Origin of the sequence: Roseateles noduli (assembly GCF_050626985.1) — a bacterium.
In the GTDB taxonomy this organism is placed as follows: domain Bacteria; phylum Pseudomonadota; class Gammaproteobacteria; order Burkholderiales; family Burkholderiaceae_C; genus Roseateles; species Roseateles noduli_A.
Map to the genome: position 1 here is coordinate 1,676,542 of NZ_CP192463.1, position 25,521 is coordinate 1,702,062.

A 25,521-nucleotide genomic window follows, 5' to 3' on the forward strand; every position below is an offset into this window, starting at 1 on the left:
ATATTGCAGGGATGGTCATCACCAATTCCCCAAGCGTCGCCGCGGCGGTCAGCAATGCATCCAACGGCACGCCAGGCACGGTCGGCAACGCGGCCGGCCTGCTGGTGCTCCGCAAGGCCATGGACGTCCAGGAAGCCGGCGCCGCCGCGCTGCTGGCGGCGCTGCCGCAGCCGACCGCCCTGGCCACCGAAGGCAGTCTCGGCCGGAACATCAACACCTACGCCTGACCCGGCCGCCTCGCCACACGAAGCGGGTGGGAAGCCGGGTCAATCCCGGGGTCGGCACTTGCCGTAGGGCTCCCGGTACGGCTTGTCGAAGCACGCCGCCAGTCCCGCCAACACCTTCAGGTTGGTCGCGTTCTCGGTGTTGGCCTCGGTCGCGCGGCGGTGGGCCTCGTACTGCACGTCGAACGCGATCCGGTCCTTGCGAAGGAAGGCCGCCGTCGCCAGCACGTAGGTGTTCCAGCTGAAACCAGGCGTCTGGGTGGCTTCGTCCGGATTGACCGACAGCAAGGCCTGCTCGGCGGCCGCAACGTTGTCGCCGGTCATCGCCAGCGTCTGCGCGAGGTGCCAGCGCACACCGCGCATTTCGTACTCCTGGCGCTTGATGTAGCGCTTGAGCAGTTGCGTCTGTTCCGGATAGCAGTTGCCCAGCGAGCGCCAGCCTTTCTCGGTCTGGTCGAACTCCCAATACGGCAGCTTGATCGCCACCGGACCGACTTCCTTGTACTTCGTCGCGCAGTCGATGGGGTCGCTGGCTGACGCGACCTGGCTATCCTGCGGGGCCGCGGACTGCGCGAAAGAAGCGGCGGCATATCCCGCGATGAGCAAGGACGCCATGCATCGGGTCAGGTGTTGCATCTGCGTGGTCCACGAGGAAGGGATGCCGCGAACCGGACCAGTGCGATTCGCGAGGTCACGCAGTGTGCCCCGATCACCACGGGTTGTCGCTCCGCCGCGTCGGCTAGGATCCGGTCCGCCCCGTCTCACACCGACCACCATGCGCTTCACTTTCTCGCTGAGCATCCTTCTGGCATTGGCATCCGGCGCCACACACGCGCAAGAAGCTTCCGAATCCAAATGCGTGGTCGTCTTCAGCCGAGGGAAGAACATGTCCTCCAGCGATCCGCAGGTCAATCGGATGTGGAATCAACTGAACAACAGCTTCGGTCAGTTCGTGTCCGCGGAGTTCAAGGGCGCCGGCAGAAAGGTGATCGAGATGCCCCATCCCGTAGAGGCGACCGACATGGCTGCCAACACGAATCGCCTCCTGAAAAGGGCGCAACAGGAAGGCTGCGATCTGATCGTCAGCGCCTCCATGTACGCGGATCAGCAGACGCATCAGTTCATGAGCACGCTTCGGGTCAATCCGGTCACCGCTGAGAAGCGGGAATCCTCGGCGGGAACCAGCTACGCGATTGGTCAGGAGACGTTCAAGAAGGAGCAGGCGGACCCGTTGACGAAGGAGACCCTGGACCGCCTGGTGGCGAGCGACATCGCGAAGAGTCTCGTCGGCGCCTATCTGAGCGGGCAACACCCTTGATCTCAAATGGCCGGCACTTTTTCCATGAACGTACTGGATGGGCTTTCCACGCAGGCCCGCATTGCCCTCGCGCTGGTTGCGGCGCGAATGGCCTTTTCATATTGGCAGCAGGCCTTTCCCGAGAAGGACAAGCAAGCCCCACTTCTCTCTGCGATCGAGGCCGTGGATATGTTTTGTACTTCTGGGCAGTTGCCGCCTGCCGCAAAGGCGACCGCGGAGCTTGCGTACCGAACCGTGTCCTCGTGCGACCTGCCGCCGGGGGATATTCAGCGCGCCTCCGGCTTTTCAGTGGCGCACGTGGCGATGGCGCCGTGGCTATTGGCCACGGGTCATGAGTCAAGGGCTCAGCACAACGCCATGGTCTCCATCGCCTACTCTGAGTCCGTGCATAGCTGGGCAGGGCATCTCCAGAAGTTCGAAGCTGCGCTCATCTCGCGCGCGGAAGAGCTTCGACTCGCCTGACTTTCCGTCATGCTTTGGGCCGAGTGCCGTCGGTCGCGGTGACTCGTTCGGCCGACGGTTCTGGACCCGTTGCGGTCCTTGGCGTTGCACGGGCCAACGGCTGCTTCGATTTCAGATGCGGTCGGTCGTACGAGGCGACAAGCCGGTCTCGATATGCGCACGCTGAGCCATTGGCCCGGCAGGTCAGCCAGCAAATCCATGGGATTTTGCACGCCACCGCTGCCGACTTTCAGGATGTGGGTGTAGATCATGGTGGTGCTCACATCTGAATGACCCAGCAGGCCTGCACGGTGCGGATAAGCGATAGACGGAGTCCGGGGAATCAAGCGGCCAGCTCAGAAAGACCGTTCGTGTATGCAACGGCTAACGCGTCTACCATCCGGCGCCATGACGAGAAAAAGATTTCCCACTGAGGTCGCCACGCAACTCAAATGGTATGGGTTGTCCGGTTGAGTGGGACCGCAGCCTGCGCGGCTATGTCATCAAGGACGAGAAGGCTGAGGTGCCGTACTCAAATGACCAAGAGCTGGTCATGGACCTCATGCGGCATAGCCCAGAGGTCGAAGTTCTTGAGCCGGCAGAGCTCAGGAAGAAGCTCGTGACCACGCTGCAGGCCGCCGCTGAAAAAAACTCGTTTTTGCCAGCTCAATAGCTCACGATTTGAGCCAGTAGAGGCTCAAGAATTCATCCCAGGCTATCCAACTGACAGACGAAGGCTTCGCTAGGGCCAAAGTCTCGGCGGCTGAGCTCTTCGTTGCGAAGTCGATCCGTTGACAGCACAGGCGACCGCAGTTCGACCAGTGCCGGTCGCTCGGCGCAGTTTTTGGACGGCAGCCTGTGGCCGAGGCTGTGTGAAAACCCTCCTGGCGATCTGATGGACGCTGTCTAGATTCGTCGTGCCGATCAGACATGGTGGAGGTGACGATGGCGCGATTCGTCGAAGGTCAGGGGCGGCATCAAGTGACGCTGCTGCCAGAGTGCCTGGATGACTTCATCGCTGAAGACAATCCTGTCCGCGTCATCGATGCCTATGTTGAAGAGCTTGATCTCGAAGCGTTTGGCTTCGCTGGCGCCACGCCAGCGACGACGGGCCGACCGGCCTACCACCCGGCGGTCCTGCTCAAGATCTACATCTACGGCTACCTCAACCGTGTCCAGTCGAGCCGGAGGCTCGAGCGCGAGGCACAGCGCAACATCGAGCTGATGTGGCTGACCGAGCGCCTGGCCCCGGACTTCAAGACCATCGCCGATTTCCGCCGTGACAACGGACAGGGCATCCGCAACGTCTGCCGTCGCTTCGTCGAACTGTGCCGGCAGCTGAAGCTGCTGAGCGGTGACGGCGTGGCGGTCGACGGCAGCAAGTTCAAGGCAGTCAACAGCCGTGACCAGAACTTCACCGTCACCAAGATCGAGAAGCGGCGCCAGCAGATCGAGGAGAGCATCCAGCGCTACCTCGCAGCGCTCGACACCGCGGACAGGACATTGCCGCTCATGGAGTTCGGTCCAAGGTATGCCCAGCTCAGCCACAAGCTGGATGGTCTGCGTGAGCAGATGCAGCGGTTAGACGAGATGGAGCAGCACCTCCTAAAGCAGCCAGACAAGCAGGTATCCCTCACGGATCCGGATGCGCGCGCGATGGCGACCCAGGCCGCGGGCAGCGGCGTCGTGGGCTACAACGTGCAGGCAGCTGTCGATACCAAGCACCACCTGGTCGTGGCGCACGAGGTCACCAACATCGGCAGCGACAGAGCACAGCTCAGCGGCATGGCGCTCGCGGCGCAGGAGGCGATGGGCAAGCCCAATCTGAAGGTCTACGCCGACCGGGGCTACTTCAACGCCCCGCAGATCAAGCGTTGCGCGGACAACGGCATGAGGCCCTTCGTGCCCAAGCCGATGACCTCGAGCGCGAAGGCCGAGGGTCGCTTCGACAAGACCGACTTCATCTACATCGCCAAGGACGACGAGTACCGATGTCCAGCGGGCGAGCGGGCCGCCTATCGCTTCACGCGCGATGAAGACGGGCTGCAGATCCGTCGCTATTGGAGCAGCGCGTGCCCCGCATGCCCGATGAAGACGCAGTGCACGCCCTCCAAGCACCGCCGCATCTCGCGATGGGAGCACCAGGGCGTGCTTGATGCCATGCAGCGGCGTTTGGACCGAAACACCGACGCGATGATGATCCGACGAAGGACAGTGGAGCATGTCTTCGGCACGCTCAAACACTGGATGGGCAGCACGCACTTCCTGACGCGCAGGCTTGGCAACGTCAGCACCGAGATGAGCCTGCAGGTCCTGGCCTACAACCTCAAACGGGTGATGCAGATCTTGGGCATCAAGAAGGCAGCGCAGGCGATGAGAATGGTGGGCGCGTAAGCGCCTTTTGAGCCTCGCATCGCGACGCGACGCGGACGACTCATAGCATTCCTCAAGCCCGCAAACAGTCCTCGGAGAGCGCATTGGCGCTTCTCAGGACTCGCGTGTGTCCGTGGTCGGGGGACGCCTCAAGTCAAACAGCGTTTCCACACAGCCTCAGCCGAGAGCTGACCTCCTGTGCTAGCAACACGAACGGCCGCTCCGAGACCTATCGGCGATGGAGCGAAACGGTCAGCGTGAGCTTCGGTCCAGGTTCGTGATCAACGGTGGGTTGCTTGCCGCAAGTTCGGCTGCGATCGCGCGCGCGGTACGGCGATTCGCCTTCAGGTCCTCCACCTCGGCGGAGGTGATGCCGACCATCTGCAACAAATCGACGAGGCCATGGGGTGTATCGATCGAGCCGCGTTCGGGATCGGTAACGAAGAGCAATCCGACAATATCCGCGTCGGCGTCGTTCTTGATCGGGCCGTTGGCCGGTCCAATGCACGTCGCCGAAGACGTTGTGTGAACTGAAGACGCAGCGGGCCAGGTTCTGCTGCAGGTTGATCGGCCACACCTCCAATCTGCCCTCGGTCTCCAGATCGAAATCTGATCGACAGCCAAGCAGGCGTTAGAGCGGCGGAAAGCGATTCGCACCTTCCGCGGGCAACTTGTACATGCACATGACGAATAGCGGGCTATCTAGCCAGCCGTTCAGCCATGACCGTACGGATGGCAAGTCCAGCGTTGCAAACCATTCCGGCTCCACTGCGGCGAACTGGCGGACGAAGGGGAACACGGCCAAGTCGGTGGCGCATGGCGTGGCGCCGCCCAGGAAGGGCGCGCTGTGCAGCCGTGCCTCCAGCGGTCGCAGAAGCACATCCAGCGCCCTGTCGCGGTGTGCGTCTGGCGTGAGGGTCTCACTCGCGTAGCGCTGGGAGTACTTCCAGCGGTCGAGGTGATGCTTGAAGTCGCCGTCGTTTCGCTGTACCAGGTCGAGGTTCGCAGGCGACTGCGCCCGCGCCCACCAGCCCTGCGCATCGGGCGCAGCCAGTGCCCAGCGCATGATGTCCCAGCTCTCCTCGATCACGCCGCCATCGGGCAACTGCAGCACGGGTACCGTCGCCTTGGGAGACAAGGCCAGCAGGCTTGCCGGCTTGTCGCGCAAGCTGACCTCCACCGCCTCGAAGGCCCGCCCGGCCTGCAGCAGAGCCATCCGTGCGCGCATGGCGTAGGGGCAGCGGCGAAAGGTGTAGAGCCGCGGCAACTGCGGAACTGGGGTGGCGAGTGGCGCGTGCGGTGTCAGCATCAATGAACCCACATCACCTCAAACTGCTGTCGGATTGAACCGACCTGGATCGACACCTCGTCACCTTCACATTTGCCCAGCATGGCCCTGCCCAACGGGGCTTCGCTGCTGATGACCTGCACGAGCTGAGCGCCGCTCACCAACTTCATGCTGCCGCCATCCGGGCCGAGAAAGAGCTGTTGCTGCTTGTCGTCGGCATCGACCAGGCAGACCAGCGCGCCGATCTGGATGCCCAACCTGGCGTCGTAGGAGGGCGGGCGGAACTGGCGCCAATTGGCCATCGCCTGGCGGATGGCTTCGGCGCGACGAGCCTGGCCGGTGGCCAGGTAGGCGGCTTCGAGACCCAAGGTGTCGTACTTGTTCTCGGCGATGTTTTCTTCGTGAGTCGCCGTTTCATGCGCCACGCGTGCAGCCTGTTCGGCTTGCAGCAGGTCTTCGGCGAGCCGTTCCAGCACCTGCTGCTGCAGCAAGAATTTATCCATGATGAAAGGTAGGCATCTCGAACAAGCGGAGGCCTCTTGAGTGTGAATGCCACGGCCCAGTCAGCTGAGCCGATGACCGCTTCGTGTCACCGAGCGTGAGCGAGTTGATGATAGGTCTTCGGGGAAAAGCGAAGCATCGCTGCTGCAAGCGCTGCTGGGCAGTGGCAGCGGTGCTCGTGGAGGCATTCCACGGCACCTGGGAGGGTCAGGCGTTGCCCCGGTGCCAAGCCTGAAGCGCCTGATGCAGTTCCACGGTCTGCACGCCGAGCGCCTTGAGCTTCACAGGCTTTCCGCCTCCGACCAGCTGCAACATCACGGCTGGTTGCTTGGTGTAGTTCACCTGTTCATCCTGAATCTCGACACTCGTGATGTGCTCGCGCGGGACGCGGCGGAGACGGCCGGGCAGGCTGATCTCGAGAGCGCCTGGTGTGATGCGCAGGTGGAATGGCGTGGTCCAGTACTCCCAAGCGACGAGCCCGACGACGAAGGTCATCGCAACGTAGCCGAGCAGTGGCTCGGTGGGACCGAGGTACCAGCCCAGAAGCGCGAAACCGAGCACGCCACCGATGGCAAGCAGGTGGTGGCTCCACGGCCGCTTGTACGTGTCGGACGATGGCGCCGTGCCGCGCAGGTTTGCCCGCTCCAGCACGATGGCCCGCAGACGATCGAAGTCCTTGAGCTGGTACTCCAGCCTGGCAACAGTCTTTCCCGATGTGTCGATCGCGTCGAGGCGCTGCAAGATCTCGCGCTCCCGCAAGCGGACGATCGCGCTCCAGGGAACCAAGGCGTCATTCCTGTTCTTTGCCGACGGCCACAGCCCGTGTTCATCGACCGAGACAGCGGATTCGACCAGCTGTCGAACGAGCTGCCGGGAGTACCACGCACAGACGCTGAAGGCGAGACAACCGACGACAGCGAAGCCCAACACGAAAGCTTCATTGCGCGGCTTCCCATCGCCGGGAAGGAAGGGCATGGCGACGAAGAACGCTGCCAAGGCGATGAACAGCCAAGGCGCGGCAAGAAACACCCATCGTTCGGATCGTTGCACTTCGAATCGTTCAGGAAGTGCCATGGGGGTGTCAGTCACTGGATCTCCTTCGCCAACCTTCATGGAATGAAGCACTCTATCCGAGGCTCTTCAGGAAGGCGGCGCCTATGCCTGTTCTAGCAGAGGGCGCTCAGCAAGGTGTCGAGTAGCGGCCGAAGAAAAAAGCCCCTGCTGCCTGACAAGCAAGCAACAGGGGCGGGGAGTGGTCAGCCCTTCAGCTGATCCTTTCAGCTGAGCACTTCAGTCACGATGCCAGCGCCGACGGTCTTGCCGCCCTCGCGCATGGCGAAGCGCATGCCGTTCTCGATCGCGACGGGCTTGTTCAGCTCGAAGCTGATCAAGGCCTGCGCGCCGGGTTCGACAACGCCGGCTTCGGCGTCGACGCTGATGACACCGGTCACGTCGGTCGGACCGAAGAAGAACTGCGGCTGGTAGCCCGAGCCGAACGGCGTGTGGCGGCCACCTTCTTCCTTGCTGAGGACGAAGATCTGGGCACGCCCCGCGCGGTAGGGCTTCAGCGCACCGGGCTTCACCACGACCTGGCCGCGCACGACGTCATCGCGCTTGACGCCGCGCAGCAGCAGGCCCACGTTCATGCCGGCACGACCTTCGGCCACGTCCTTGTGGAAGGACTGCACGCCGGTGACGACGACAGGGTCGTCGCCGGACGAGCTGAGGCCGACGATCTCCAGAGCGTCGCCCACGCGGATCACGCCGCGCTCGACACGGCCGCTGATGACCGTGCCGCGGCCCGCGATGGTGTGCACCGCCTCGACGGGCATCATGAACGGGCTGGCGTAGTCGCGCACCGGGTCAGGGATGCGCGCGTCCAGGGCGTTCACCAGCTCGACGATGCATTGCACGTCCGGGCCATCCAGCTCGCCGCGCTCGGCCGCAGCCAGCGCCTTCATGGCGCTGCCGAAGACGAAGGCGGGCTCCAGATAACCATGGGTGGCCAGCAGGGCGCCGATCTCCATCTCGATCAGCTCGGCAATGTCGGTGCGGTCGCTCTCGGGCACCAGGTCCATCTTGTTCACGAACACCACCATGTGGCTCACGTTCACCTGGCGCGCCAGCAGCACGTGTTCGATGGTCTGCCGGGCGGCGCCTTCGGTGCCGTCCACCAGCAGGATGGCACCGTCCATCTGCGAGGCACCGGTGATCATGTTCTTGATGTAGTCGGCGTGACCCGGGCAGTCGATGTGCGCGTAGTGGCGCCTGTCCGACTCGTACTCGACGTGCGAGGTGTTGATCGTGATGCCGCGCTCGCGCTCTTCCTTGGCGTTGTCGATCTGTCCGTAGGACAGGGCGCGGCCGCCAAAGCGTGCGGCCTGCACGGCGGTGAGGGCGGCCGTCAGCGTCGTCTTGCCGTGATCGACGTGACCGATCGTGCCGACGTTGACGTGGACCTTGGTGGTCATGATGTTTCTCCAGTTCGTTGATGAGTGAAAAGCCGGTTCGGTCCACTGGCCAGGTGGACCTGTCGGCGGGGTTGTCGGCGCGCGCGCCAGACCTGGGTGCCCGCTTGCGCGGACGAAAGAAAAAAGCCTGCGGGGTGTGGGCCACCCGGCAGGCTTTTCATCTCGCCTGAAGGATGGACCTCCAGGCACACGCAGGCCCGGAGAGGTCTACACGAACCACTCCACGAAGGGGACGCACAGCACGGCGCTGCTTGCAGCGCGTGCGGCGAAGAATGAGGACGAATCTCGATCGGGGCTCATGGCCTGGGTCTCCAACGGAGGACGGAAAAAACAAAACCCGGTGGCTTGTGGCCTACCGGGTTTCATTGAACTCAGGAGGCCGAGCCTCCGGATGGAATGGCTCTAGGGAAGCAGTGCTGCGTCATACGCCGCGCACAGCGAATCCACCGCGAATGTGCGGGTCTCGGCTGCGGCTTGTGCGCGTTGGAAGGTCAGGAACTGCTGCATAGGGCCGCGAGGCTAACACCGTGATGGGCGGGAAGCAACGGAGGCGTTGTGCGTGCGCAGCAGTCGGCGTGGTGCGGTTCATGCGCGCCCGGGGGCGCTGTCCAGGTGGAGGCTGCGCTAACCGCTGTGCTCGTCCGCCCCGTCACTCAGGCTTGAACCCTGAGCTCTTCAGCAGTTCCGCGCCCAGCGCCACGTCGGCGGCGATGAACTTCTTGAACTGCGCGCTGCCTTCAGCGATCGCATCGATGCCAATCGCCGCGTAGGCGCCATTGCGTCCCAGCTCCGTCGACGCTTGCGTCACGGCCGCGCTCAGTTTGGCGACGCGGTCCTCGGGCGTTCCCTTCGGGACCCAGACGCCGTACCAGGACGCGTACTTGAATGCCTTGAGGCCGCCTTCCTGCATCGTCGGCACGTCCGGCGCCAGCGGGCTTCGCTTCTCCGCGGTGATGGCCAGAGGCCGCACCCTTCCGGACTTCGCGAGCGGCAGCAGCGACACCATGGAGTCCATCAGAAGGCTCACGTGGTTGCCGCCGACATCGACCAGCGCCGGTTGGGTTCCCTTGTATGGCACGTAGGTGAGCTTCAGGCCCGCCTGCTTCGCGAAGAGGAGCGTCGCCAGATGGCTCGGCGCACCGGCCGCGGGAATGGCCGCCATCCAGTCGTCGGGCTTGGCCTTGGCGGCGCCGATCATCTGGGCCAGCGTTTTGGGTTCGAGCCCCGGTGCGATGACCAGCATGAGCGGCGCTTCGCCAACACGCGCCACAGGGACGAAGTCGGTCTGCGGGTCGTAGGGCGGCGTCGCCATCACCTGCTTGGCCAGGACATGCGTGGCCGCGGAGAACAGCATCGTGTAGCCGTCGGCCGGCGCTGTCTGAACTGCTTTGCCACCGAGGGTGCCGCTCGCACCGGCCTTGTTCTCCACGATGACGGGAGTACCGAGCTGCTTGCGCAGTTGCTCGGCCAGCAGACGGGCCGCGTTGTCCACGCCGCCTCCTGCTGCAAACGGAACGATGATGCGCAGCGTGCTGCCTTTCTCCGGAAAGGCCTGTGCGTGCGCCGTCAGGGGAATCACGGCGCTGGCCATCAGGGTGGCCAGCACTTTGACGAAGTTCATGGTGTCTCCTTGCTTTTCTCTGCTCTGGGAGTCGCCGCAGTTCAGGGCGAGAGGTGATCTGGCGCCTGGTCGGTCGTCTCGATCATCGTTCTCGCCATGGGGCGGACTTCAGAAGTTGTGCCGGATGCCGCTTTCGAAGGCCGTCGACTTCTGGCCTCCGAAGTAGTTGGCCGCCGTGGCGACGCCGCTCACCGCGGGACCGCCGGTGACGGCGAACGAGGCTCCGCCCTTGTTGGCGATGCGTGAGGCATGCGCGTACACCGCCGTGCGCTTGGACAGATGGTGCACGTAGCCGGCACCGATCAAGGTCGCATCGTTGGAGCTCTGTGCCGCCGTCGCCCCCGTCTGGTCCGCGCGAAGCACGGAGAACTTCAGGTCGCCGAAGCCGAGGGGAACCAGCGCGGCCACGAGCGTGTTCGTGGTCTTGTCCGTTCCGTAGCGCCACTGGCGCTGGCCCAGGCTCACCTTCAAGACCTTGAAGTCGTAGGACGCGCCCCAGACACGGTCGGTGAAGTCGCGGCCGGCGTTGGCGTTGCGGGTCGTGACCTGCGCGACACCGACCATCAGTTGCTCGCCGCGCCAGGCCAGGCGTCCGCCATCGGTCTTCGCGGAACCGGCGCCGGCGGCACCGCCTTCACCAGCGCTCACCAGCAGCGAGCCGTAGAGGCCGCCCAGACCGGTCGGCAGGAAGTACTGCGCGGTGTTGGCGATGCGGAGGGTCGGGTTGAGCTGGTTGGCATCGGCGCTCACGCCGAAGGCCTGGCCGAGGGCGCGCGACGCGAAGACAGAGCGGAAGCTGTTGGCGCCCGCGATGCCCAGGGTGATGAAGGGGTCCATGTCGGACCAGAGGATGTGCGTAGGCGCCCAGTCGCGGCCCAGGCGGATCTCGCCCAGGCGGTCGTGCGCGAGGCTGACGGTGGCTCGCCGGTCCCAGAACGGTGTGTTCACGGCGCCGGTGTCGCCGAGGAGGGTGCTGTCGAGATAGATGCCGGCGCTCAGTCCATCGCCGAGCGCTTCTCTTACCTGGACGACCAGTTTGCTGGTGGTGTTGGCGCCGCTCACTTCGGAGTCGATGCTGCCCAGCCGGCCATTCTTCACGTGGCGGACGCCGACGTCGACCGTGCCAGACAACGCGACCGAGGTCTGCGCATGGCACTGCCCACCGACGATCCCAGCCACGGCCGCCCATGCGGCGACGGGGAATCGGAACATGTCTTGTCTCCTCTGCCGGCGTTGTTCGCCGGACGTCTAGGGGATGCCGGGTGACCGAAGTCTTCTTCGTGCCACGGAGCGCCGGCGCGCCACGGATGCCGGTGATGAGCCACCGACGGCACGGCGGGGAAGGGCGGAGCCGCTCCCCGCGGTGCCAGGACTTGCCCCTACTTGGCCAGGCCGGCCGAGCGCAGGGCCGCGGCGATCTCCTCGCCGGCGCCTTCCGCCAGCGGCAGCAGCGGGCTGCGCACCGTGGCGTGTTCGAGGATGCCGCGGGCCACCAGGCCGTGCTTCAGCGCCACGGTGCCTTCCATGTGACTGCCGCGGTGGTACACGTTCTTGGTCACGGGCAGCAGGCGGTCGTGGATGGCACGCGCCTTGGCGTAGTCCTTGGCCTTGCCAGCGGCGATCAGTTCAATCAGCGGTTCCGGCGTCAGACCGCCGTAGCCGACCAGCGCGCCGTCCACGTCGAACATGGTGTGCAGCAGGTACTCGTCGTGGCAGGTCAGGATCTGCAGGTCCGGGCGCTCCTTGCGGATGACAGGGATCTCGGTGTCCCAGCGCTTCATGTTGCGGACGCCGTTCTTCATCGCGAAGACACCCGGCAGCGCGGCGATTTCCAGCTGCGTCTTCAGGTTGTAGGTGGCCTTGGTGGCATCCGGGTACTGGAACAGGATCAGCGGCAGGCCGCTGGCCTCGTGGATGGCCTTGTAGCGGTCCTGCGGAGCGCCGTCCTGGTAGCCGAAGCGCAGCCAGCCATGCGACGGGTACACCAGGCCGGCCGAGGCGCCGGCCTTGACCGCGCGCTTGGCTTCTTCGGCCGCGACGCTCGTCCCTTCCAGCGTGATGCCGGCAATGATGGGCAGGCGGTCGCCCACGGATTCGCGGAAGGCGGTGATGACGCGCAGTTGCTCGTCACGCTCCAGGAACGTGCCTTCGCCGGCGTGACCGAGGACGGTCAGGCCCTTGACGCCTTCGATGCCGCCCAGCCAGCTGCCCAGGCGCTGGATGGCCGCGTAGTCGACGGCGCCGTCGCGGGTGAAGGGGGTGACGGGTGCGGGCACGAGGCCGCGGAGGTCGGGGGCTTGCATGGATGTCTCCTGATGTCGCAGTGCCGAGGGTGGGTGATGAACCTGGCCGTCTTGTCACTCTCGCCGGCTTCGCGCCGGCAGCGGGGTACGGGTCGGTGGGAGTGAATGTAGAAATCCGGCGACCATCCGCATAGCCACAGATCAGATGAATCAGACATGCCAGAATTGGCATATCTCACGGAGACGCGCATGAACATCGCAGCGGTACGGCTCTTCCTCGAGGTGGTGGAGGCCGGCAGCCTGAGCAAGGTGGCGGCGCATCGGCAGACGGCCCAGTCGCACATCAGCCGCCAGATCACGGACTTCGAGTCCGGCTACGGCGGGCCGCTGTTTCGGCGGACTGGCCGTGGCGTCGCGGTCACCGAGCTCGGCGCACGCGTCGCTGCCCGGCTGCGTCCCTGGCTTCAGGAGACCGAGCAGATGGAGCTGGAGCTGAAGTCCGACGCTGGCCGCATCGTGGGCCGGGTGACCTTGGGCATCATTCCCACGGCCGCTCACCCGCTCACCACCCGCTTGTTCGAGCAGCTGCAGCGCGAGCATCCGGGCATTTCCCTGGACCTGGTGGAAGCGCAGGGAACGGAGCTGGATGCGCTGCTGGACAGCCGCTCACTGGACCTCGCCGTGTTGTTCCGCTTCAGCAAGCCTTCCGGGCGGGATGAGAAGCTCCTGTCGAGCGTCAGCACCTACCTGGTCAGCGCGCCTGGCGACCCGCTCACCCAGCAGCCAACGCTGCCCTTCTCGCGTCTGAAGGGGCTGCGCCTGGTGCTTCCGCGACGGCCGAGCCACTGGCGAAACGCGCTCGATGAGACCGCCCGAGGCCTCGGCTTCCAGCTGGCGCCCGTGGCGGAGGCCGACTCGCTCACCGTTCAACGGACGCTGGTGGCCAACCAGCCGGGGCTGTACTCCATCCTCGGCCCCTACGCCTTCGCGGAGGACCTGCGGGCCGGGAAGGTGCATGCGACAAAGCTGGTCCGTCCGGACCTCATGCGACACGTGACGCTGGCCACGCCCCGGCACGGCAAGCTCACGCCGGCCTGCAAGGTGGTCGCGCAGACCATCCAGGCGCTGGTGAAGTCCTGGAGGAACCAGCTCTCCGAGCCTGGATGAGGCGGCCTCTCTCCGACATCACGAGTCGCCCTTGCGAATCGATGCCCGATACCTCCGGCCACTTCAACCGCCGCACCAGTGCCGTGTTCACATTCCGCTGCACCCGGAACCTTCTCGACAGGATCAAGGTTGAGCCCAAGCCGGAGCCTGTTTCGCCGCAGACGGTCCTCGGCGATTGGTACGCCCACCTAGTCCACGTCGGGCAGGTCCAGATCGTGCTCGCCGTCAGCGAGCGAACCTTGCTGCCCGTCGTATTGCCCGCACGGGAGGGCCGGTCCATCGTTCAGAGGTTCATCGGGGCGCTGGAGCCCGTGCTCGTGTCCGTGGGGGGCCCGCCGACGCAGTGGTCGCCGAGCTCGACGCCATGCAGCAATGGGTTGTCGGCAAGCCGGCGCGTCCTGGGGTCGATCAACGACTTGGCGTATCAGCTTCAATTCGAGAGGGCCGACTTTGCAGATCGATCGCTGCTGGAGCAATCTCTCGCGCTGGCATGTACGCCCTTGAAACTCATCGAGTACGAAGGCCCGGATCGGGCGACCGTCGCGGCGTTCGTCGCCCATCGCGTGCTCCTTGCGGCAAGCAGCCGTGATCACTGAGACAACAAACAACCTGGATCGGAGCGACGCATGAAGGACAAAGCCGAGATCTTTTGTCCCGAGTGCCAGTGGCGGCCACGACCGGAGGATCAGTGGACGTGCGTGCCTTCATGCGGCACGGTCTGGAACACGTTCTGGACGCGTGGACTATGTCCCGGCTGCGGTCATCAGTGGGAGAAGACGCAGTGCATCGCCTGCGGCAAGTTGTCGCCGCATGAGGCGTGGTACCACTATCCGCCAGAGGGGGAGGGCGCTCAACTGGCGGAGGTCCTGCGACGAGCCCCATCGCCTTGAGGCATCGCGGCGGCGTTGCTCCAGTTGCTCAGGACGCGCATATAGGCTCGATTGCAAGTCGCGTTCGGCAACGTGTGCAGCCACGGTCCGGCATGCGGGAGCGGACATTGGCAGGCAACGCGTGACGGACCTGAATCGGCCATTGACGGCCACTGACGAGCGGCAGCTACGGCACGTCCTGTCGCTATCGCAATCCGGTCGAGTCTGCTCCCCCATGCGCTGGCGGAAGCGTGCTACAGCCATTGCCTCCGACAGAACGTAAACTTTCGTCAATCGACGCGCAAGCGGCATGCTGGCCGAGCAGAGTTGTTATGGGTATGAAGCCACATGAAGCGCCAACCGAGGCGAAAGCATGCAGCGCGAGAACCCATAGAAGCGGTCGGGCACCTCATAAGGGACGCCCTGGAGAACCTATGGGTCGACTTTCTGGATGAGCACCTACATCAGTCACGGTGCCGCCGCGCCCAAACCTCGGCACTAGTCGCAGCGGCAGGGGTCGCGACTCAGATTGAACGCGTTGCTGCTTGCCGCGGGACTTAGGCTAGGTAGTCACTGAGTAAATAGGGGGCGCAGAACGCGCCTCGACATGGCAGGTTGGTTACAGCGTGCACGCTGCATAGGAAGGAAATGTGAATGGCGGATACCAAGCCAACGATGAAGATGCCCGAACTCCTGGTCTTCGCCAGGATGTTCGTCGTTGGCTTGGTTGGCGCTGAGGTCGGCAGGGCGGCCTACTACCTGGGGACCGCATTCGCGCCGGCAGTGGCTGATCTGGATGTCTGGGCAAGAGGCAGCGCGGTTCTCGCCGGACTGGCGATCTGTGTGGTCTACGCGGTGAATCGTGGCGCACACACTGCCGCCGTACAAATGGGTCGGAGCATCCGTCTCGACCTACTCATAGCAGTTTGTCTTGGGGCTTGGGCGAACGAGTTGACCATGCCTTGGCTTTCCAAGTTTCACGCTGCCTTGAAGGCTGCAAATCCGCATTGGGCGCCAGTTGCTCTTCTGCTGCTATCCACGGTGCTGTTGTCGCCGCTGGTTCAACGTCATTGGCCGAGGAAACGGCAGACCGCCTCGCAGCTCCAATTCCTTGCGGACGAGGAAATCGGGCGCGAGACGGACGACTTGCTCTCCAACGAGTCACAAGCGAAGTCGTTCGCGGAAACCGTCCTCGCGAGCGGCGCTCACGCAGGATTGGTGTTCGGTGTGGATGGACCCTGGGGCGTAGGCAAGACAAGCTTCATCAATCTTGCCGAACGCTACTGGGAACAAGCCGCGGACAAGGTGATTGTTTGTCGGTTTGAGCCCCTTCGATACGCATCCGAGCCAGATCTCGCTGATCGCTTGATTCGCGACCTGTCCGCCGCGATTCAGAGTAAGGTCTTTGCACCCGAGTTCCGTCCTGCGGCCTCCCGATACTCTCGCCTCATCAAGGGTAAGGCTGACGTTTCGTTCCTGGGCTTCAAGCTCTCGCTGGAGCCTTCCCAGGAAACGGTCGATGAGTTGCTCGACGACATTGACGAGGTCCTTCGACGTATCGGTCGACGTGTGATCGTAGTCATCGACGACCTGGATCGTCTGGACGCGAAGACCGTCAACAACGTCCTATTCGCAACGCGACGCACCTTCAAGCTGTCGCAAGCGACCTACGTCCTTTGCTATGACACCGAGGTACTGGCCGGTGGCAAAGAGGAAGGATCCAGAGCGCGTGAGTTCCTTGAGAAGTTTGTGACAGTCAAATTGAGCTTGTTCGTGGACAGCTCCAGCATCCGCAACTTCTTGCAACGCGACTGGGAAAAGAGCGAAAGCCAGCTCGGGTCCGTGCCATCGGACACGATGTTGAAGCTTGGTGCCGTTCTAAATGAGCTAGCGGAAATCTTGAGCGGTGATCTTGCCGCCAAGTACCTGCCTTTGCTCGGTGATCTGCGCAAGGTCAAGCGCTTCATCAACGCGATCTTGCTCATGCAGATTGAGAAGACCAATCTGGGCCGGACCGACTTCAACAAGCGTGACCTCATCAATTTGATGCTGTTGCACCTGAACTATCCAGGGTTGTTCAGGCGCATATACGCCGAGGAGACACAGGGGCGAAGTGGTACTTTCTCGATTCGGCGCAAGTACGACGAACCAGATTTCAAGAACGCCGATGGTTTTGCAGAGGTCAAGGCAGAGCACCCAGGTTCTCCCACGTTCTTGCTGGAGCAGTTGTTTGACGTGGAGGTTTTGGACCTGGGCGACGGGCGCAACATTGAAGAGTCCGTTCTTCGGTCTCGGGCGTGCTTCAACAAGGGCGACACCAGAAACCTGGAGGGCTTTCTGAAGCTCATCGTTCGCTTTGCCACGCCGGATCCGCAGGAGACCTTTGTTCTCTACCAAACAGCGGTGGATCGGGTTCGCAAGGGTCGGTCGATTGCCTCGGTTCTCGCGGAGGCTGAGTTTGTCCTGGAGCGAGCAGAGACCGCACACGACCAATTCTGGCGGGTACTGGTCAATCAGGCCCACGACTTCACCAGCCCGACCGCAGAAGACGCCATCGAAACGCTCGTTGAGTACCTGCCACGCTACTCGTCGTTTGACAACGATGACCGTGGACTGCGGCCGAGGTCGATCTACTCGCTATTGCGGCTATTGGATCGCGCGGGCTGGGGCCGTACTGCGGGCCGGCGACGCGTGAACAGTCCGGAGAACGTCATCGAGATCGCGTGGCGCATCTTTGGCGAGCACACCTTCGTTGGAAGAGGCCTGCTGGAGCGGCTTGCTGGCCCAGACCGCGGCGTTCTGGGTTGGAACGACCTTATGCTCTTCAGGTTGCAGTGCTCAGCGGATCGCGGTGGCCAGTTGTACAACCTGCACGCTGCGCTCATCGTCCACCAGGACATGTCTGCTCCAAGGTCCGGGTTGGTCAGTCAGTTGGCGCTGATGGGGATGAGGACGTTGTCTCAGCAGGTCTTCGCGCACTTCAAGCGCACTTACATTGAGAGTGGACGGAACTTCTTCGCTGAAGCGCGTGAAGTTTCTGTCGATGCGTTCCTCGGCCAGGCATTTGTGCATCTTCATGAGCAGGCTTCGCTCGACCCCGCATCCGAGCAAAGCGATACAACGATTGCCCGTCGAGTTGCGGCCGCACGGTCCTCTGCCGCGTCGTTCGTCATCTATCAGCTCGGCAATTCGCTGCCCCCGAATGGCTCTGGTGTTGGATGCGGTTACTACGATGAAAGCGGTGCCGAAGACGGCGGCGGCATCTCCATGTTGATGAACGAGTACGTCTTTGGCTTCTGCTTAAACCCGGCCGTCGACGTTAACAACGCGCTGCTGTTCATTGACCATTGCCTCGCCCACTTGAGCAGCCCGTTCCATACGGGGAGAGACGAAGAAGGCTATGTCGCAACCAAGTCTGGACTACCAGGCGGGTTGGATCCGAAGGCTGTGGGAAGGTATTGGCTGACGCATGGCGATCACATTCGGGGGCTGGCCCTCAAAGACAGCGGGCGATGCGTCTTTATGCCTAGTTACACAGCCTTCTATCGTGACGATCTTGATGGGGTCTTTGCTGTGCTGGATGAGCTGGCTGAGGAAGCAACTCCAAACCCTGCTGGATAGTGAAGCCGGCGGCAGGTTGTCGAGCGCTCCTCGAAGGTGATTGCGAGGCTGCCCCCTGCGATGACGCCGCGGGTCCGATCGTCGATCAAGGGGTGCTTCGGCACGCCGATTGGACGGCCGCTCCAGCGCTGCGTATTCAAAACAGCGAAGGTCCGCTTCGGGTCGATCGCCGATGCTCATCGGCGCTTAACGAAAGACCAAACCCAGCCTCGAGCGCGCCTTGGACACGGCTTGGTGCCTGTGCGCGCAGTGCCGCTCTGCCTGCGTCGCAGCAACCGAACCGGGTGTTCAGCAACCCCCGAGATTCGCACCTACAGGCCTCCGGGGCCGGAGAGGGGTACTTTGGGATCCTTCGGACTGGGCGTTGGCTGAGCTGATCGCCCAGGAATCTGCGCCCGGCCCAGCGCCGATCGCAGAACATCGATCCATCCCCAAGCGATAGCAATAAAACCGATGGCGACGCCAGTGGCGACAACAGTAAACGCCACATAGGCGAGAGGATTGCCAGGGCCGTAGTCGACCGCGAATCCAAGTGCCGCTCCCATCGCAGCAATCAGGAATCCGAGGCATCCCAGTCGCAGGGGCGGTGTTGTGCCGGCAAAGAAGCCATTCGAAGGTTTGGACATGACACATCCTCCAGGATTTGAACAGCCCGACCGTGCGCGTTCGCGAGCACGACGACGAACTCGGGCCAAGATCGCCGCGATGTCGCCTTGCCGCGAGAGCTCAGTCTCGAGCGCGACATCGCCAGAACATCCAGACGACCACGAGTCCCGCAACGAGTCCTATGCCGATTCCCGACCAGCCCAGAATCCAGCTCTCGCGCTCAATGTTGGCATCGGGATTGGCGAGAAGGAACAGGATTATTCCCGCGAACGCGAACGCGGGGGGCAACGCGATGGATAGCAGCATGAGCGCAAGCTTCTTCAACTGAAGTTCTCCCATGCCGGGCAATTGAGATACAAGCCCGCCGAACTGCCTCCAGCCTCGGTGCCATTGAGCGCGCGGCTCAGAACTTGCAATTCGTCCGCACCCACGTGCTGCGCGGCGCCCCAAAGATCCAGCTCGACTGATTCTCCCTGGCAGCGCTCGCCCATCGAATGAAGAGTTGACCACGAGGCACCTCCCGGCGCCCCGTGTCGATCGCCACCCGAGGGTCAGTCCTTGCCCGTCAGAACTTGTAGTTCGCCCTGACCCACGTGCTCCGCGGCGTCCCGAACATGTACCCCGACTGCCCGCTCATCCAGATGTAGGTCTTGTCGGTCACGTTCTCGACGTTGAGCGACACGTTCAACTGCCGCGTCACGTCATACCGCGCCAGCAGGCCCAGCAGCGTGTAGCCGCCCTGCGTCAGCGCCGGCTTGGAGATCACGTCCATCGACGTGCGGTTCTGGTAGCTCACGTTGCCGCCCACCGTCAGCTTGTTGAGCACCCCCGGCAGGCGATAGCTGGTCGCGAGGTTGAACGTGCGCGTGGCCAGGTGCGGCGACAGCGCCGAGCCGTCCGCCTTGGTCGGCGTACCGTAGGCATAGCCGGCCTGCAGTTGCCAGCCGGTCAGCACCTCGCCGGCGAGGCTGAACTCATAGCCCTCGGTCACCGTGCCGCGCTCGCCGCGGAAGGCCGCCGTGCCGTCCGGCTGCAGCGTGCCCGTCGCGACCGGCACATGGTCCTGCTTGGTCCGGTACACGGCGACCGCGGTCGTGAGACGGCCGCCGAAGTGCTCGCCCTTCACGCCGAATTCGACGTTGCTGCCGCGCTGCGGATCGATCACGTTGCCGTTCACATCCTTGGACGTGTTGGGCTGGAAGATCTGCGTGAAGCTGCCGTAGACGGAGAACTGCGGCGTCAGGTCGTAGACCACGCCGGCGTAGGGCGTGAACACGCCGTCCTCCTTCACCGGCGCGCCGTCGACGCGCGCGCCGTTGGCCGTGCCGGCCCAGGAGCGCTGGTAGGCCGTGTTCTCGTACCAGGTCACGCGCGACCCCAGGATCACCGACAGCGCGTCCGTCGCCTGCAGCCGCGTGGACCCGTAGATCGCGCGCTCCTGCGTGTCGCCGTACTGGCGCAGGCGCGGGTACTGGAAGTCCGGCTTGGCGATCGCGCCGAGGTCGAAGACCGACCCCGGTCGGCGGTCCAGTCGCGTGCCGGTGTTGAGCGCGCTGTTGTTGGCGATCTCGTTCTCGAGCTTGTTGACGTTGAAGCCGATCACCGCCTGGTGCGTGCGGCCGAACAGCCGGAACGGCCCCGACGCGTACACGTCCAGCGACTTGTTCGTGCCCTCCGCCGGGTTGTCGCTCAGCGAGACCACGCCGACGTTGGTCGCCGCGTTGATCGGGAAGGTCGGCAGCGTGCTCTGCAGGTCGCCGCTGTAGCGCTCGCGCTTGTTCTTGACCTGCGCCAGCTCGGCCTTCACCAGCCAGCCGTTGTCGAACGCGTGCTGCAGGTTGACGAAGGCGCGCTTAGTCTCCATGTTCCAGACGCTCCACGGCGTGCTGAACGAGTAGGAGCGCGGCACCACCAGCCGCGTGCCGTTGCCGTAGTACGGCGGGATGTTGCCGAAGTTGGCGCCATCGATGTCGTTCTTCTGGTACTCGAAGCCGCCGGCCAGCACGGTGCGGGCGCCCAGGTCGGTCTCGACGATCGCGTACAGCAGGCTGTCCTTGCGGCTCTTGTTGTCGATGAAGGTGTCGCCGCCCGAGTACGACGCGACCACGCGCCCGCGCACGCCGCCGCCCGCCGTCAGGCTGCCGCCCACGTCCGCCTGCGTCAGGTATCGGCTCCAGTTGCCGGCGCCGACGGTCACGCTGCCTTCGAAGTTCTTCGTCGGGCGCTTGCGCACCAGATTGATCGAGCCGCCCGGCTGGCCGACGCCGTTGAGCAGGCCCGCCGGACCGCGGATGACCTCGACGCGGTCGTACATGGCCATGCTGGTCATGCTCGCCTCGGCCGAGACGTTGTTGAAGGCCAGCGTCGGGATGCCGTCGACCATCTGGCTCATCGAGAAACCGCGCGAGGTGAAATCGACGCGCTCGTCGCGGCGGTTGACGACGATGCCGGGCGTCTGGCGCATCACCTCGTTGAGCGTGTCCAGGTTCTGCTCGTCCATCTGCTGGCGGCCGATCACCGTCAGCGACTGCGGCGTCTCGCGCGGCGACAGCGGCATGCGCGTGCCCGCGCCGGTGCTGCGCACGGTGTAGGAGCCGGTGCCCTCGCTCGGCGCGGAACGGCCGCTCACGGACACGGTGGGCAGCGCGGAGCCGGCCGCGCCCGAGGCGGCGGAGGCGGGGGAGGCGGGGCCCGCGGCCGCCTCGGCGGCGGTCGCGTCCGCGGCGGCCTGTGCCCAGACGGACGGGACGCCCGCCAGCGCGACGGTGCCGAAGGCGGAGGCCAGGGCCAGCGAGAGCCGGCGGGGCCGAGGCGGCAGCGATGACGAAGGCGACGGCGATTGCGATTGGGACGAAACCGACGGGGACGAGGTGAACGACGTGAGCGAGGAGGACGGGAACATGGCGCGATCCTTCTGAGGATTCATGGTTGTGGTGGAGAGGTAAGAGGGAGCCCGGAACATGAAAAAGCGCGCCGCCACGGATCCCGTGTGGCGGCGCGCGTCGCGGAGAACGAAGCGGTGGTCGTCGGCGGCTCCTCGCTCAACGATCCGGAGGCACTGAGCGCGGTCCCGGCTGCCTCCGGGGCGGCCGGTCGCGAGGCATCGAGGTCGTCATGCGGCCTGACGCGAGCTTTCCTGCCGGACCGTCGCGTGATCGATGCCGGCGGCGCCGTGCAGCGCGCTGCGGATCTCGCCGGAGCGGATCGCGGTGACCGACAGCAGCGTGTCGCTCAGGCCGTGGGTCAGCTCGCAGGCGCCCTGCAGGAAGACGCTCGGATGGAAGTTGGGACTGCCGCGCAGGCGGTAGTGGCGGTCGACCTCGAAGTTGCCCAGGTAGGGCGCCAGCGAGGACAGCAGCGTGCGATGCCGGTCGCGCTCGTAGCCGGTCGCCAGCACGATCGCGTCGTAGCGCTGCGTCGTCGTGCGGTCGTGGTTCAGGTCGCGCAGCGTCAGGCGCAGGCCGTCGTCGGCGGCCTGCGCGCCGGCGACCTCGTGGCGGCGCAGGAAGCGGTGACGTTCCTCGCCGCTGACGCGCTGGCGATAGAACACGTCGAAGATCTGCTGGATCAGCGCCAGGTCGGGCGCGGCGTAGTTGGTGTGCCAGTACTCGTTGAGCAGCTCCTCGCGCTCGCTGCCGGTGCGGCTGAAGACGAAGTCGGTGAAGTCGGCGTTGAAGATCTCGTTGACGAAGGGGCTGTCGTCCGAGGGCTTGATCGAGCGCGCCCGCATCACCAGGTCCACGTGCGGGCGTTGCGGCCGGCCGTGCAGGTCCATGAAGATCTCCGCCGCGCTCTGGCCGGCGCCCACGACGGCGATGCGCTGGGCCGCGCCGTTGCCGGCGATCGCCTGCAGGTAATTGCTGGAGTGGAAGACGCGCGGATCGTCCTTGAAGGCCTTGAACTCGGCCGGGATGCGCGGCATGCCGCCCACGCCGACGACCAGGTGGCGCGTCAGGCGCTCGTGGACGGTGCCCGCGGCGTCGCGCGAGCGCACGCGCAGCAGCTTCACCTCGCCGGCGCGCGGCTCGGGCAGCACCTCGAAGACGTCCTCGCCGTAGGCACAGCGGTCCTCGAACTGGGCCGCCGCCCAGCCCAGGTAGTCGTTGAACTCATGGCGGCTGGGGAAGAAGGTCTTCAGGTTGATGAAGTCCTGCAGCCGCTCCTTCTCGTGCAGGTAGTTCAGGAAGGTGAAGCGGCTGGACGGGTTGCGCAGCGTCGCCAGGTCCTTCAGGAAGGAGATCTGCATGTGCGCGTGGTCCAGCAGCATGTTCTTGTGCCAGACGAAGCCGGGCTGGCGTTCCACGAACAGCGCGTCCAACGGCCGGTCCTGGGGACGCGCCTCGCGGCCTTCCTCAAGGGCGATGGCCAGGGCGATGTTGGACGGGCCGAAGCCGATGCCGATCAGGTCATGGATGTGCATGGGTGCCTCAGGATTGCGGGACTGCGGGGAGGTCGAAGGGGGAATCGCCGCGCGGGATCCAGAGCGCGTCGTCGAAGAAGCGCTCGCGCATCAGCAGGCCGAGCACGGCGCGCTTGTGCGGGAACTGGATCTCCTTGAGCGAGGCGTAGCCGCAGCGGTTCAGGCTGTGGACCATCCGGCGGTTGTCGATGCGCGGCTCGATGACGATGCGCTGCGTGCGGCAGTCGTCGAGGAACAGGTAATGGGAGATGCCCGGCATCCACGCGGTCAGGAACTCGCGGCCGCGCAGCGCCGGTTCGCCGACCAGCACGTGCCAGCCGCGGTCGTGGTCGGCGGCGTCGTAGAAGGGCGCGATGCGGTCTTCCTTGGCCCAGTAGGCCTCGAAGTAGCTGAAGGGCTGGTCGTCGAAGCAGCCGATCAGGCCGAGGGTGTGCGGGTCTGCGGCGATGCCGGAGAGATAGCGCCGGTGGTGCGCCAGGTCGCCGGTTTCCTGCCAGAAGTGCGCGACGGCGGGCTCGTTCATCCAGCGGTTGACGGTGGCGAGGTCGCGCTCGACGTCCAGCGCGCGCAGGCTGAAGGTCTTGTCCAGCCACGGGATGTGGCGGCGGTAGACGGTGCCCGTGGGCTTGGCCGGGCGGCGCGGATGGCGACGGCCGTCCTTGCTGAAGACCTGCTGGATCGGCGCGGGCTCGCGGCGGTCCGCCAGCCAGAGACGGTCCCATTGCCAGAACAGCTCCCGCGAGACGGTGATGGACGCAGGCGCAAGGGCGGGCGGCTGGCCGCTCCGATCGATCGTAGAGCTGGAGCCGCTGCGGCCGGTCGTGAGGGATTGAAGAGTCGGAAGGGCGATCCCGGCGGTGATCAGCGCGGCATCCGCCGGCAGCGTGTCGCCGAGCACGACCGACGGCAGCCCGGGGCGCAGCGCGAAGAGGGCCTCGAGCGCGGCGGGCAGGTGGCGGTCCGCCAGCGCCGCGACACCCGTGCCGAGGCCGTCGCGGGACTGCAGCGAGGGCAGGGGCGTGCCGGCTTCCAGCATCCAGGTGCTGGCCGGGGCGCCGTCGAGCGGCGTCACCGTGAGGTGGGGGCCGTCCATGGTCGTCTCGAAGGGCTGACCCGCGACCTGGCTCCGGATGCGGCCGGCGGCACCGGTGATGGGATCCTGACGGTCGGAGCCGGCGGTCTGCGCCGGCGAAGCGATGGACATGGGACTGCCTTGAAGGTGGGGGCGGCGCTCAACGCGCCGCCGTCTCCGGTAAAGACGTTGGCCGCGCCGATTTGTTCACGACGGCAGGTCGGGGCGGCGCGCAGGCGCTCAGCAGAAGGCCTGGGCCAGCACGGCGGCGAGCTCGGCGCGCAGCGTGGCCGCCTCCTCGACGACGTTGCCGAGCCGCGCGAAGTCATGGACCATGCCCGCGTAGACCTCGGCCGTGACGCGGACGCCGGCGGCCCGCAAGGCATCCGCGTAGGCGAGGCCTTCGTCCAGCAGGGGATCGAATTCCGCCAGCGCCAGGTGGGCGGGGGCCAGGTCTTGCAGGGTCGCCGCCTGCAGCGGCGCGAAGCGCCAGTCGAGGCGGTCCGCGTCGTCGCGCAGGTACTGGCCGAACATCCATTGCAGGTTGCGTTCCTCCAGCAGAAAGCCGGTGGCCAACCGCTTGTGCGACGGCGTGTCCTGGCGGGCGCTGGTGCAGGGGTAGAGCAGCAGCTGCAGGACGGGCTGCGGCAGCCCGGCATCGCGCGCCGCGAGCGTCAGCGCGGTGGCGAGCGTGCCGCCGACGCTGTCGCCGCCGACGGCGATGCGGGCCGGATCCAGTCCCAGCGAGCCGGCATGGCCGCGCAGCCAGGCGGCGGCGTCCTCGGCGTCTTCGAAGGCGGTGGGGAAGCGGTGCTCCGGCGCGCGCCGGTAGTCGACGGCCAGCACCGCGCAGGCGGCGCGTGCCGCGAGGTCGCGGCACAGCGAGTCGTGCGAGTCCAGTCCGCCCAGCACATAGCCGCCGCCGTGGAAGAACAGCAGCACCGGCGAGCGCGGTTCCGTGCCGCCGCGGTACAGGCGCGCGGGCAGCCCGTGGCCGTCGCGGGCGGGCAGAGCGAGCGTCTCACAGAGGAGCTCTGGGCCGGGCTCGTCCAGCGCCAGCGTCGAGCGGTCGTAGGCAGCGCGGGCCTGCGCGGGCGTCATCTCATGGAGCGCCGGGCCGTCGGCATTGGCGTCGTTGACCAGCTCCAGGAAGGCCTCAAGGTCGGGATGCAAGGGCATGGATCGGGGCGCGGCATCGGCGGCGATGCCGGTTCGGTGGTGTCCGAAGAGAGACGTCCTGGCGCCGCGTTTGTTCACGGCATGGCTGAAGTCCGGGATGACTCGAA

Annotated in this window: 23 protein-coding genes and 1 pseudogene; 8 read left to right on the plus strand and 16 right to left on the minus strand. The window is 65.1% G+C overall.

All coding sequences use genetic code 11. The features are described from left to right. Positions 1-11: 11 nt before the first annotated feature. Positions 12-227, plus strand: coding sequence for a putative motility protein (locus tag ACQ4L4_RS07350; protein WP_431103573.1), 216 nt, complete (start codon positions 12-14; stop codon positions 225-227). 39 nt (positions 228-266) lie between these two features. Here the strand turns inward: ACQ4L4_RS07350 and ACQ4L4_RS07355 are convergent, their stop codons facing one another. After that, positions 267-860: a hypothetical protein gene (locus ACQ4L4_RS07355; protein ID WP_431103574.1), complete on the minus strand. Its 594-nt coding sequence runs from the start codon at positions 858-860 to the stop codon at positions 267-269. A gap of 139 nt (positions 861-999) precedes the next feature. On the opposite strand from ACQ4L4_RS07355, the gene ACQ4L4_RS07360 reads away from it, so the two are divergent. Next, positions 1,000-1,542, plus strand: a complete 543-nt coding sequence (locus ACQ4L4_RS07360) for a hypothetical protein (RefSeq protein ID WP_431103575.1) — start codon at positions 1,000-1,002, stop codon at positions 1,540-1,542. 6 nt (positions 1,543-1,548) lie between these two features. Next, positions 1,549-2,004: a hypothetical protein gene (locus tag ACQ4L4_RS07365; protein ID WP_431105040.1), complete on the plus strand. Its 456-nt coding sequence runs from the start codon at positions 1,549-1,551 to the stop codon at positions 2,002-2,004. 188 nt (positions 2,005-2,192) lie between these two features. Here the strand turns inward: ACQ4L4_RS07365 and ACQ4L4_RS07370 are convergent. Continuing rightward, positions 2,193-2,285, minus strand: a pseudogene (locus tag ACQ4L4_RS07370) (integrase); the annotation flags it as partial. Between the two features lie 155 nt (positions 2,286-2,440). Here ACQ4L4_RS07370 and ACQ4L4_RS07375 point away from each other — a divergent pair. Together ACQ4L4_RS07375 and ACQ4L4_RS07380 are read left to right on the plus strand one after the other, a co-directional pair. Further along, positions 2,441-2,656: a WYL domain-containing protein gene (locus tag ACQ4L4_RS07375; RefSeq protein ID WP_431103576.1), complete on the plus strand. Its 216-nt coding sequence runs from the start codon at positions 2,441-2,443 to the stop codon at positions 2,654-2,656. Between the two features lie 272 nt (positions 2,657-2,928). Continuing rightward, complete coding sequence (locus ACQ4L4_RS07380; RefSeq protein WP_431103577.1) at positions 2,929-4,377, plus strand: IS1182 family transposase; 1,449 nt, start codon at positions 2,929-2,931, stop codon at positions 4,375-4,377. A gap of 231 nt (positions 4,378-4,608) precedes the next feature. Here the strand turns inward: ACQ4L4_RS07380 and ACQ4L4_RS07385 are convergent, their stop codons facing one another. The 8 genes from ACQ4L4_RS07385 to ACQ4L4_RS07420 form a co-directional block, all read right to left on the minus strand. After that, on the minus strand, positions 4,609-5,013 hold the full coding sequence (locus ACQ4L4_RS07385) for a suppressor of fused domain protein (RefSeq protein WP_431103578.1): 405 nt from the start codon (positions 5,011-5,013) through the stop codon (positions 4,609-4,611). Further along, positions 4,988-5,665, minus strand: a complete 678-nt coding sequence (locus ACQ4L4_RS07390; protein WP_431103579.1) for a glutathione S-transferase — start codon at positions 5,663-5,665, stop codon at positions 4,988-4,990. The genes ACQ4L4_RS07385 and ACQ4L4_RS07390 overlap by 26 nt, the downstream gene beginning before the upstream one ends. Beyond that, a complete protein-coding gene (locus ACQ4L4_RS07395) occupies positions 5,665-6,147 on the minus strand; it encodes a GreA/GreB family elongation factor (RefSeq protein ID WP_431103580.1) in 483 nt (160 codons plus the stop codon). The genes ACQ4L4_RS07390 and ACQ4L4_RS07395 overlap by 1 nt, the downstream gene beginning before the upstream one ends. A 205-nt stretch (positions 6,148-6,352) precedes the next feature. Then, on the minus strand, positions 6,353-7,234 hold the full coding sequence (locus ACQ4L4_RS07400) for a hypothetical protein (protein ID WP_431103582.1): 882 nt from the start codon (positions 7,232-7,234) through the stop codon (positions 6,353-6,355). A 188-nt stretch (positions 7,235-7,422) separates the two neighbouring features. Further along, positions 7,423-8,616 carry an elongation factor Tu gene (locus tag ACQ4L4_RS07405; RefSeq protein WP_431103583.1) on the minus strand — a complete coding sequence of 398 codons (1,194 nt, stop codon included), beginning with the start codon at positions 8,614-8,616 and terminating at the stop codon, positions 7,423-7,425. Positions 8,617-9,265: 649 nt separating this feature from the next. Further along, positions 9,266-10,237, minus strand: coding sequence for a Bug family tripartite tricarboxylate transporter substrate binding protein (locus ACQ4L4_RS07410; protein ID WP_431103585.1), 972 nt, complete (start codon positions 10,235-10,237; stop codon positions 9,266-9,268). Positions 10,238-10,345: 108 nt separating this feature from the next. Beyond that, entirely contained in the window at positions 10,346-11,449 is a 1,104-nt protein-coding gene (locus ACQ4L4_RS07415; protein WP_431103587.1) for a porin, read from the minus strand. A 167-nt stretch (positions 11,450-11,616) separates the two neighbouring features. After that, the gene (locus tag ACQ4L4_RS07420) at positions 11,617-12,540 is read right to left on the minus strand and encodes a dihydrodipicolinate synthase family protein (RefSeq protein WP_431103588.1); all 924 of its coding nucleotides are present in this window, start codon (positions 12,538-12,540) and stop codon (positions 11,617-11,619) included. Between the two features lie 189 nt (positions 12,541-12,729). Here ACQ4L4_RS07420 and ACQ4L4_RS07425 point away from each other — a divergent pair, with 189 nt between their 5' ends. The 3 genes from ACQ4L4_RS07425 (at position 12,730) to ACQ4L4_RS07435 (ending at position 18,137) form a co-directional block, all read left to right on the plus strand. Beyond that, positions 12,730-13,647, plus strand: coding sequence for a LysR family transcriptional regulator (locus ACQ4L4_RS07425; protein ID WP_377155064.1), 918 nt, complete (start codon positions 12,730-12,732; stop codon positions 13,645-13,647). Positions 13,648-13,688: 41 nt separating this feature from the next. Then, the gene (locus ACQ4L4_RS07430) at positions 13,689-14,243 is read left to right on the plus strand and encodes a DUF6933 domain-containing protein (protein ID WP_431103589.1); all 555 of its coding nucleotides are present in this window, start codon (positions 13,689-13,691) and stop codon (positions 14,241-14,243) included. 927 nt (positions 14,244-15,170) lie between these two features. Next, positions 15,171-18,137, plus strand: a complete 2,967-nt coding sequence (locus tag ACQ4L4_RS07435) for a KAP family NTPase (RefSeq protein WP_431103591.1) — start codon at positions 15,171-15,173, stop codon at positions 18,135-18,137. Positions 18,138-18,448: 311 nt separating this feature from the next. On the opposite strand, the gene ACQ4L4_RS07440 is transcribed toward ACQ4L4_RS07435, so the two are convergent. From ACQ4L4_RS07440 to ACQ4L4_RS07465, 6 genes are all read right to left on the minus strand, one after another. Beyond that, positions 18,449-18,763 carry a hypothetical protein gene (locus ACQ4L4_RS07440; RefSeq protein WP_431103592.1) on the minus strand — a complete coding sequence of 105 codons (315 nt, stop codon included), beginning with the start codon at positions 18,761-18,763 and terminating at the stop codon, positions 18,449-18,451. A 100-nt stretch (positions 18,764-18,863) separates the two neighbouring features. After that, positions 18,864-19,049 carry a hypothetical protein gene (locus ACQ4L4_RS07445; RefSeq protein ID WP_431103594.1) on the minus strand — a complete coding sequence of 62 codons (186 nt, stop codon included), beginning with the start codon at positions 19,047-19,049 and terminating at the stop codon, positions 18,864-18,866. A 259-nt stretch (positions 19,050-19,308) separates the two neighbouring features. Then, the gene (locus ACQ4L4_RS07450; protein WP_431103595.1) at positions 19,309-21,645 is read right to left on the minus strand and encodes a TonB-dependent siderophore receptor; all 2,337 of its coding nucleotides are present in this window, start codon (positions 21,643-21,645) and stop codon (positions 19,309-19,311) included. Between the two features lie 210 nt (positions 21,646-21,855). Next, positions 21,856-23,163: a lysine N(6)-hydroxylase/L-ornithine N(5)-oxygenase family protein gene (locus ACQ4L4_RS07455; RefSeq protein ID WP_431103596.1), complete on the minus strand. Its 1,308-nt coding sequence runs from the start codon at positions 23,161-23,163 to the stop codon at positions 21,856-21,858. A gap of 7 nt (positions 23,164-23,170) precedes the next feature. Continuing rightward, positions 23,171-24,367, minus strand: a complete 1,197-nt coding sequence (locus ACQ4L4_RS07460) for a GNAT family N-acetyltransferase (RefSeq protein WP_431103597.1) — start codon at positions 24,365-24,367, stop codon at positions 23,171-23,173. Between the two features lie 108 nt (positions 24,368-24,475). Continuing rightward, positions 24,476-25,414: an alpha/beta hydrolase gene (locus ACQ4L4_RS07465; protein ID WP_431103598.1), complete on the minus strand. Its 939-nt coding sequence runs from the start codon at positions 25,412-25,414 to the stop codon at positions 24,476-24,478. Between the last annotated feature and the right edge of the window lie 107 nt (positions 25,415-25,521).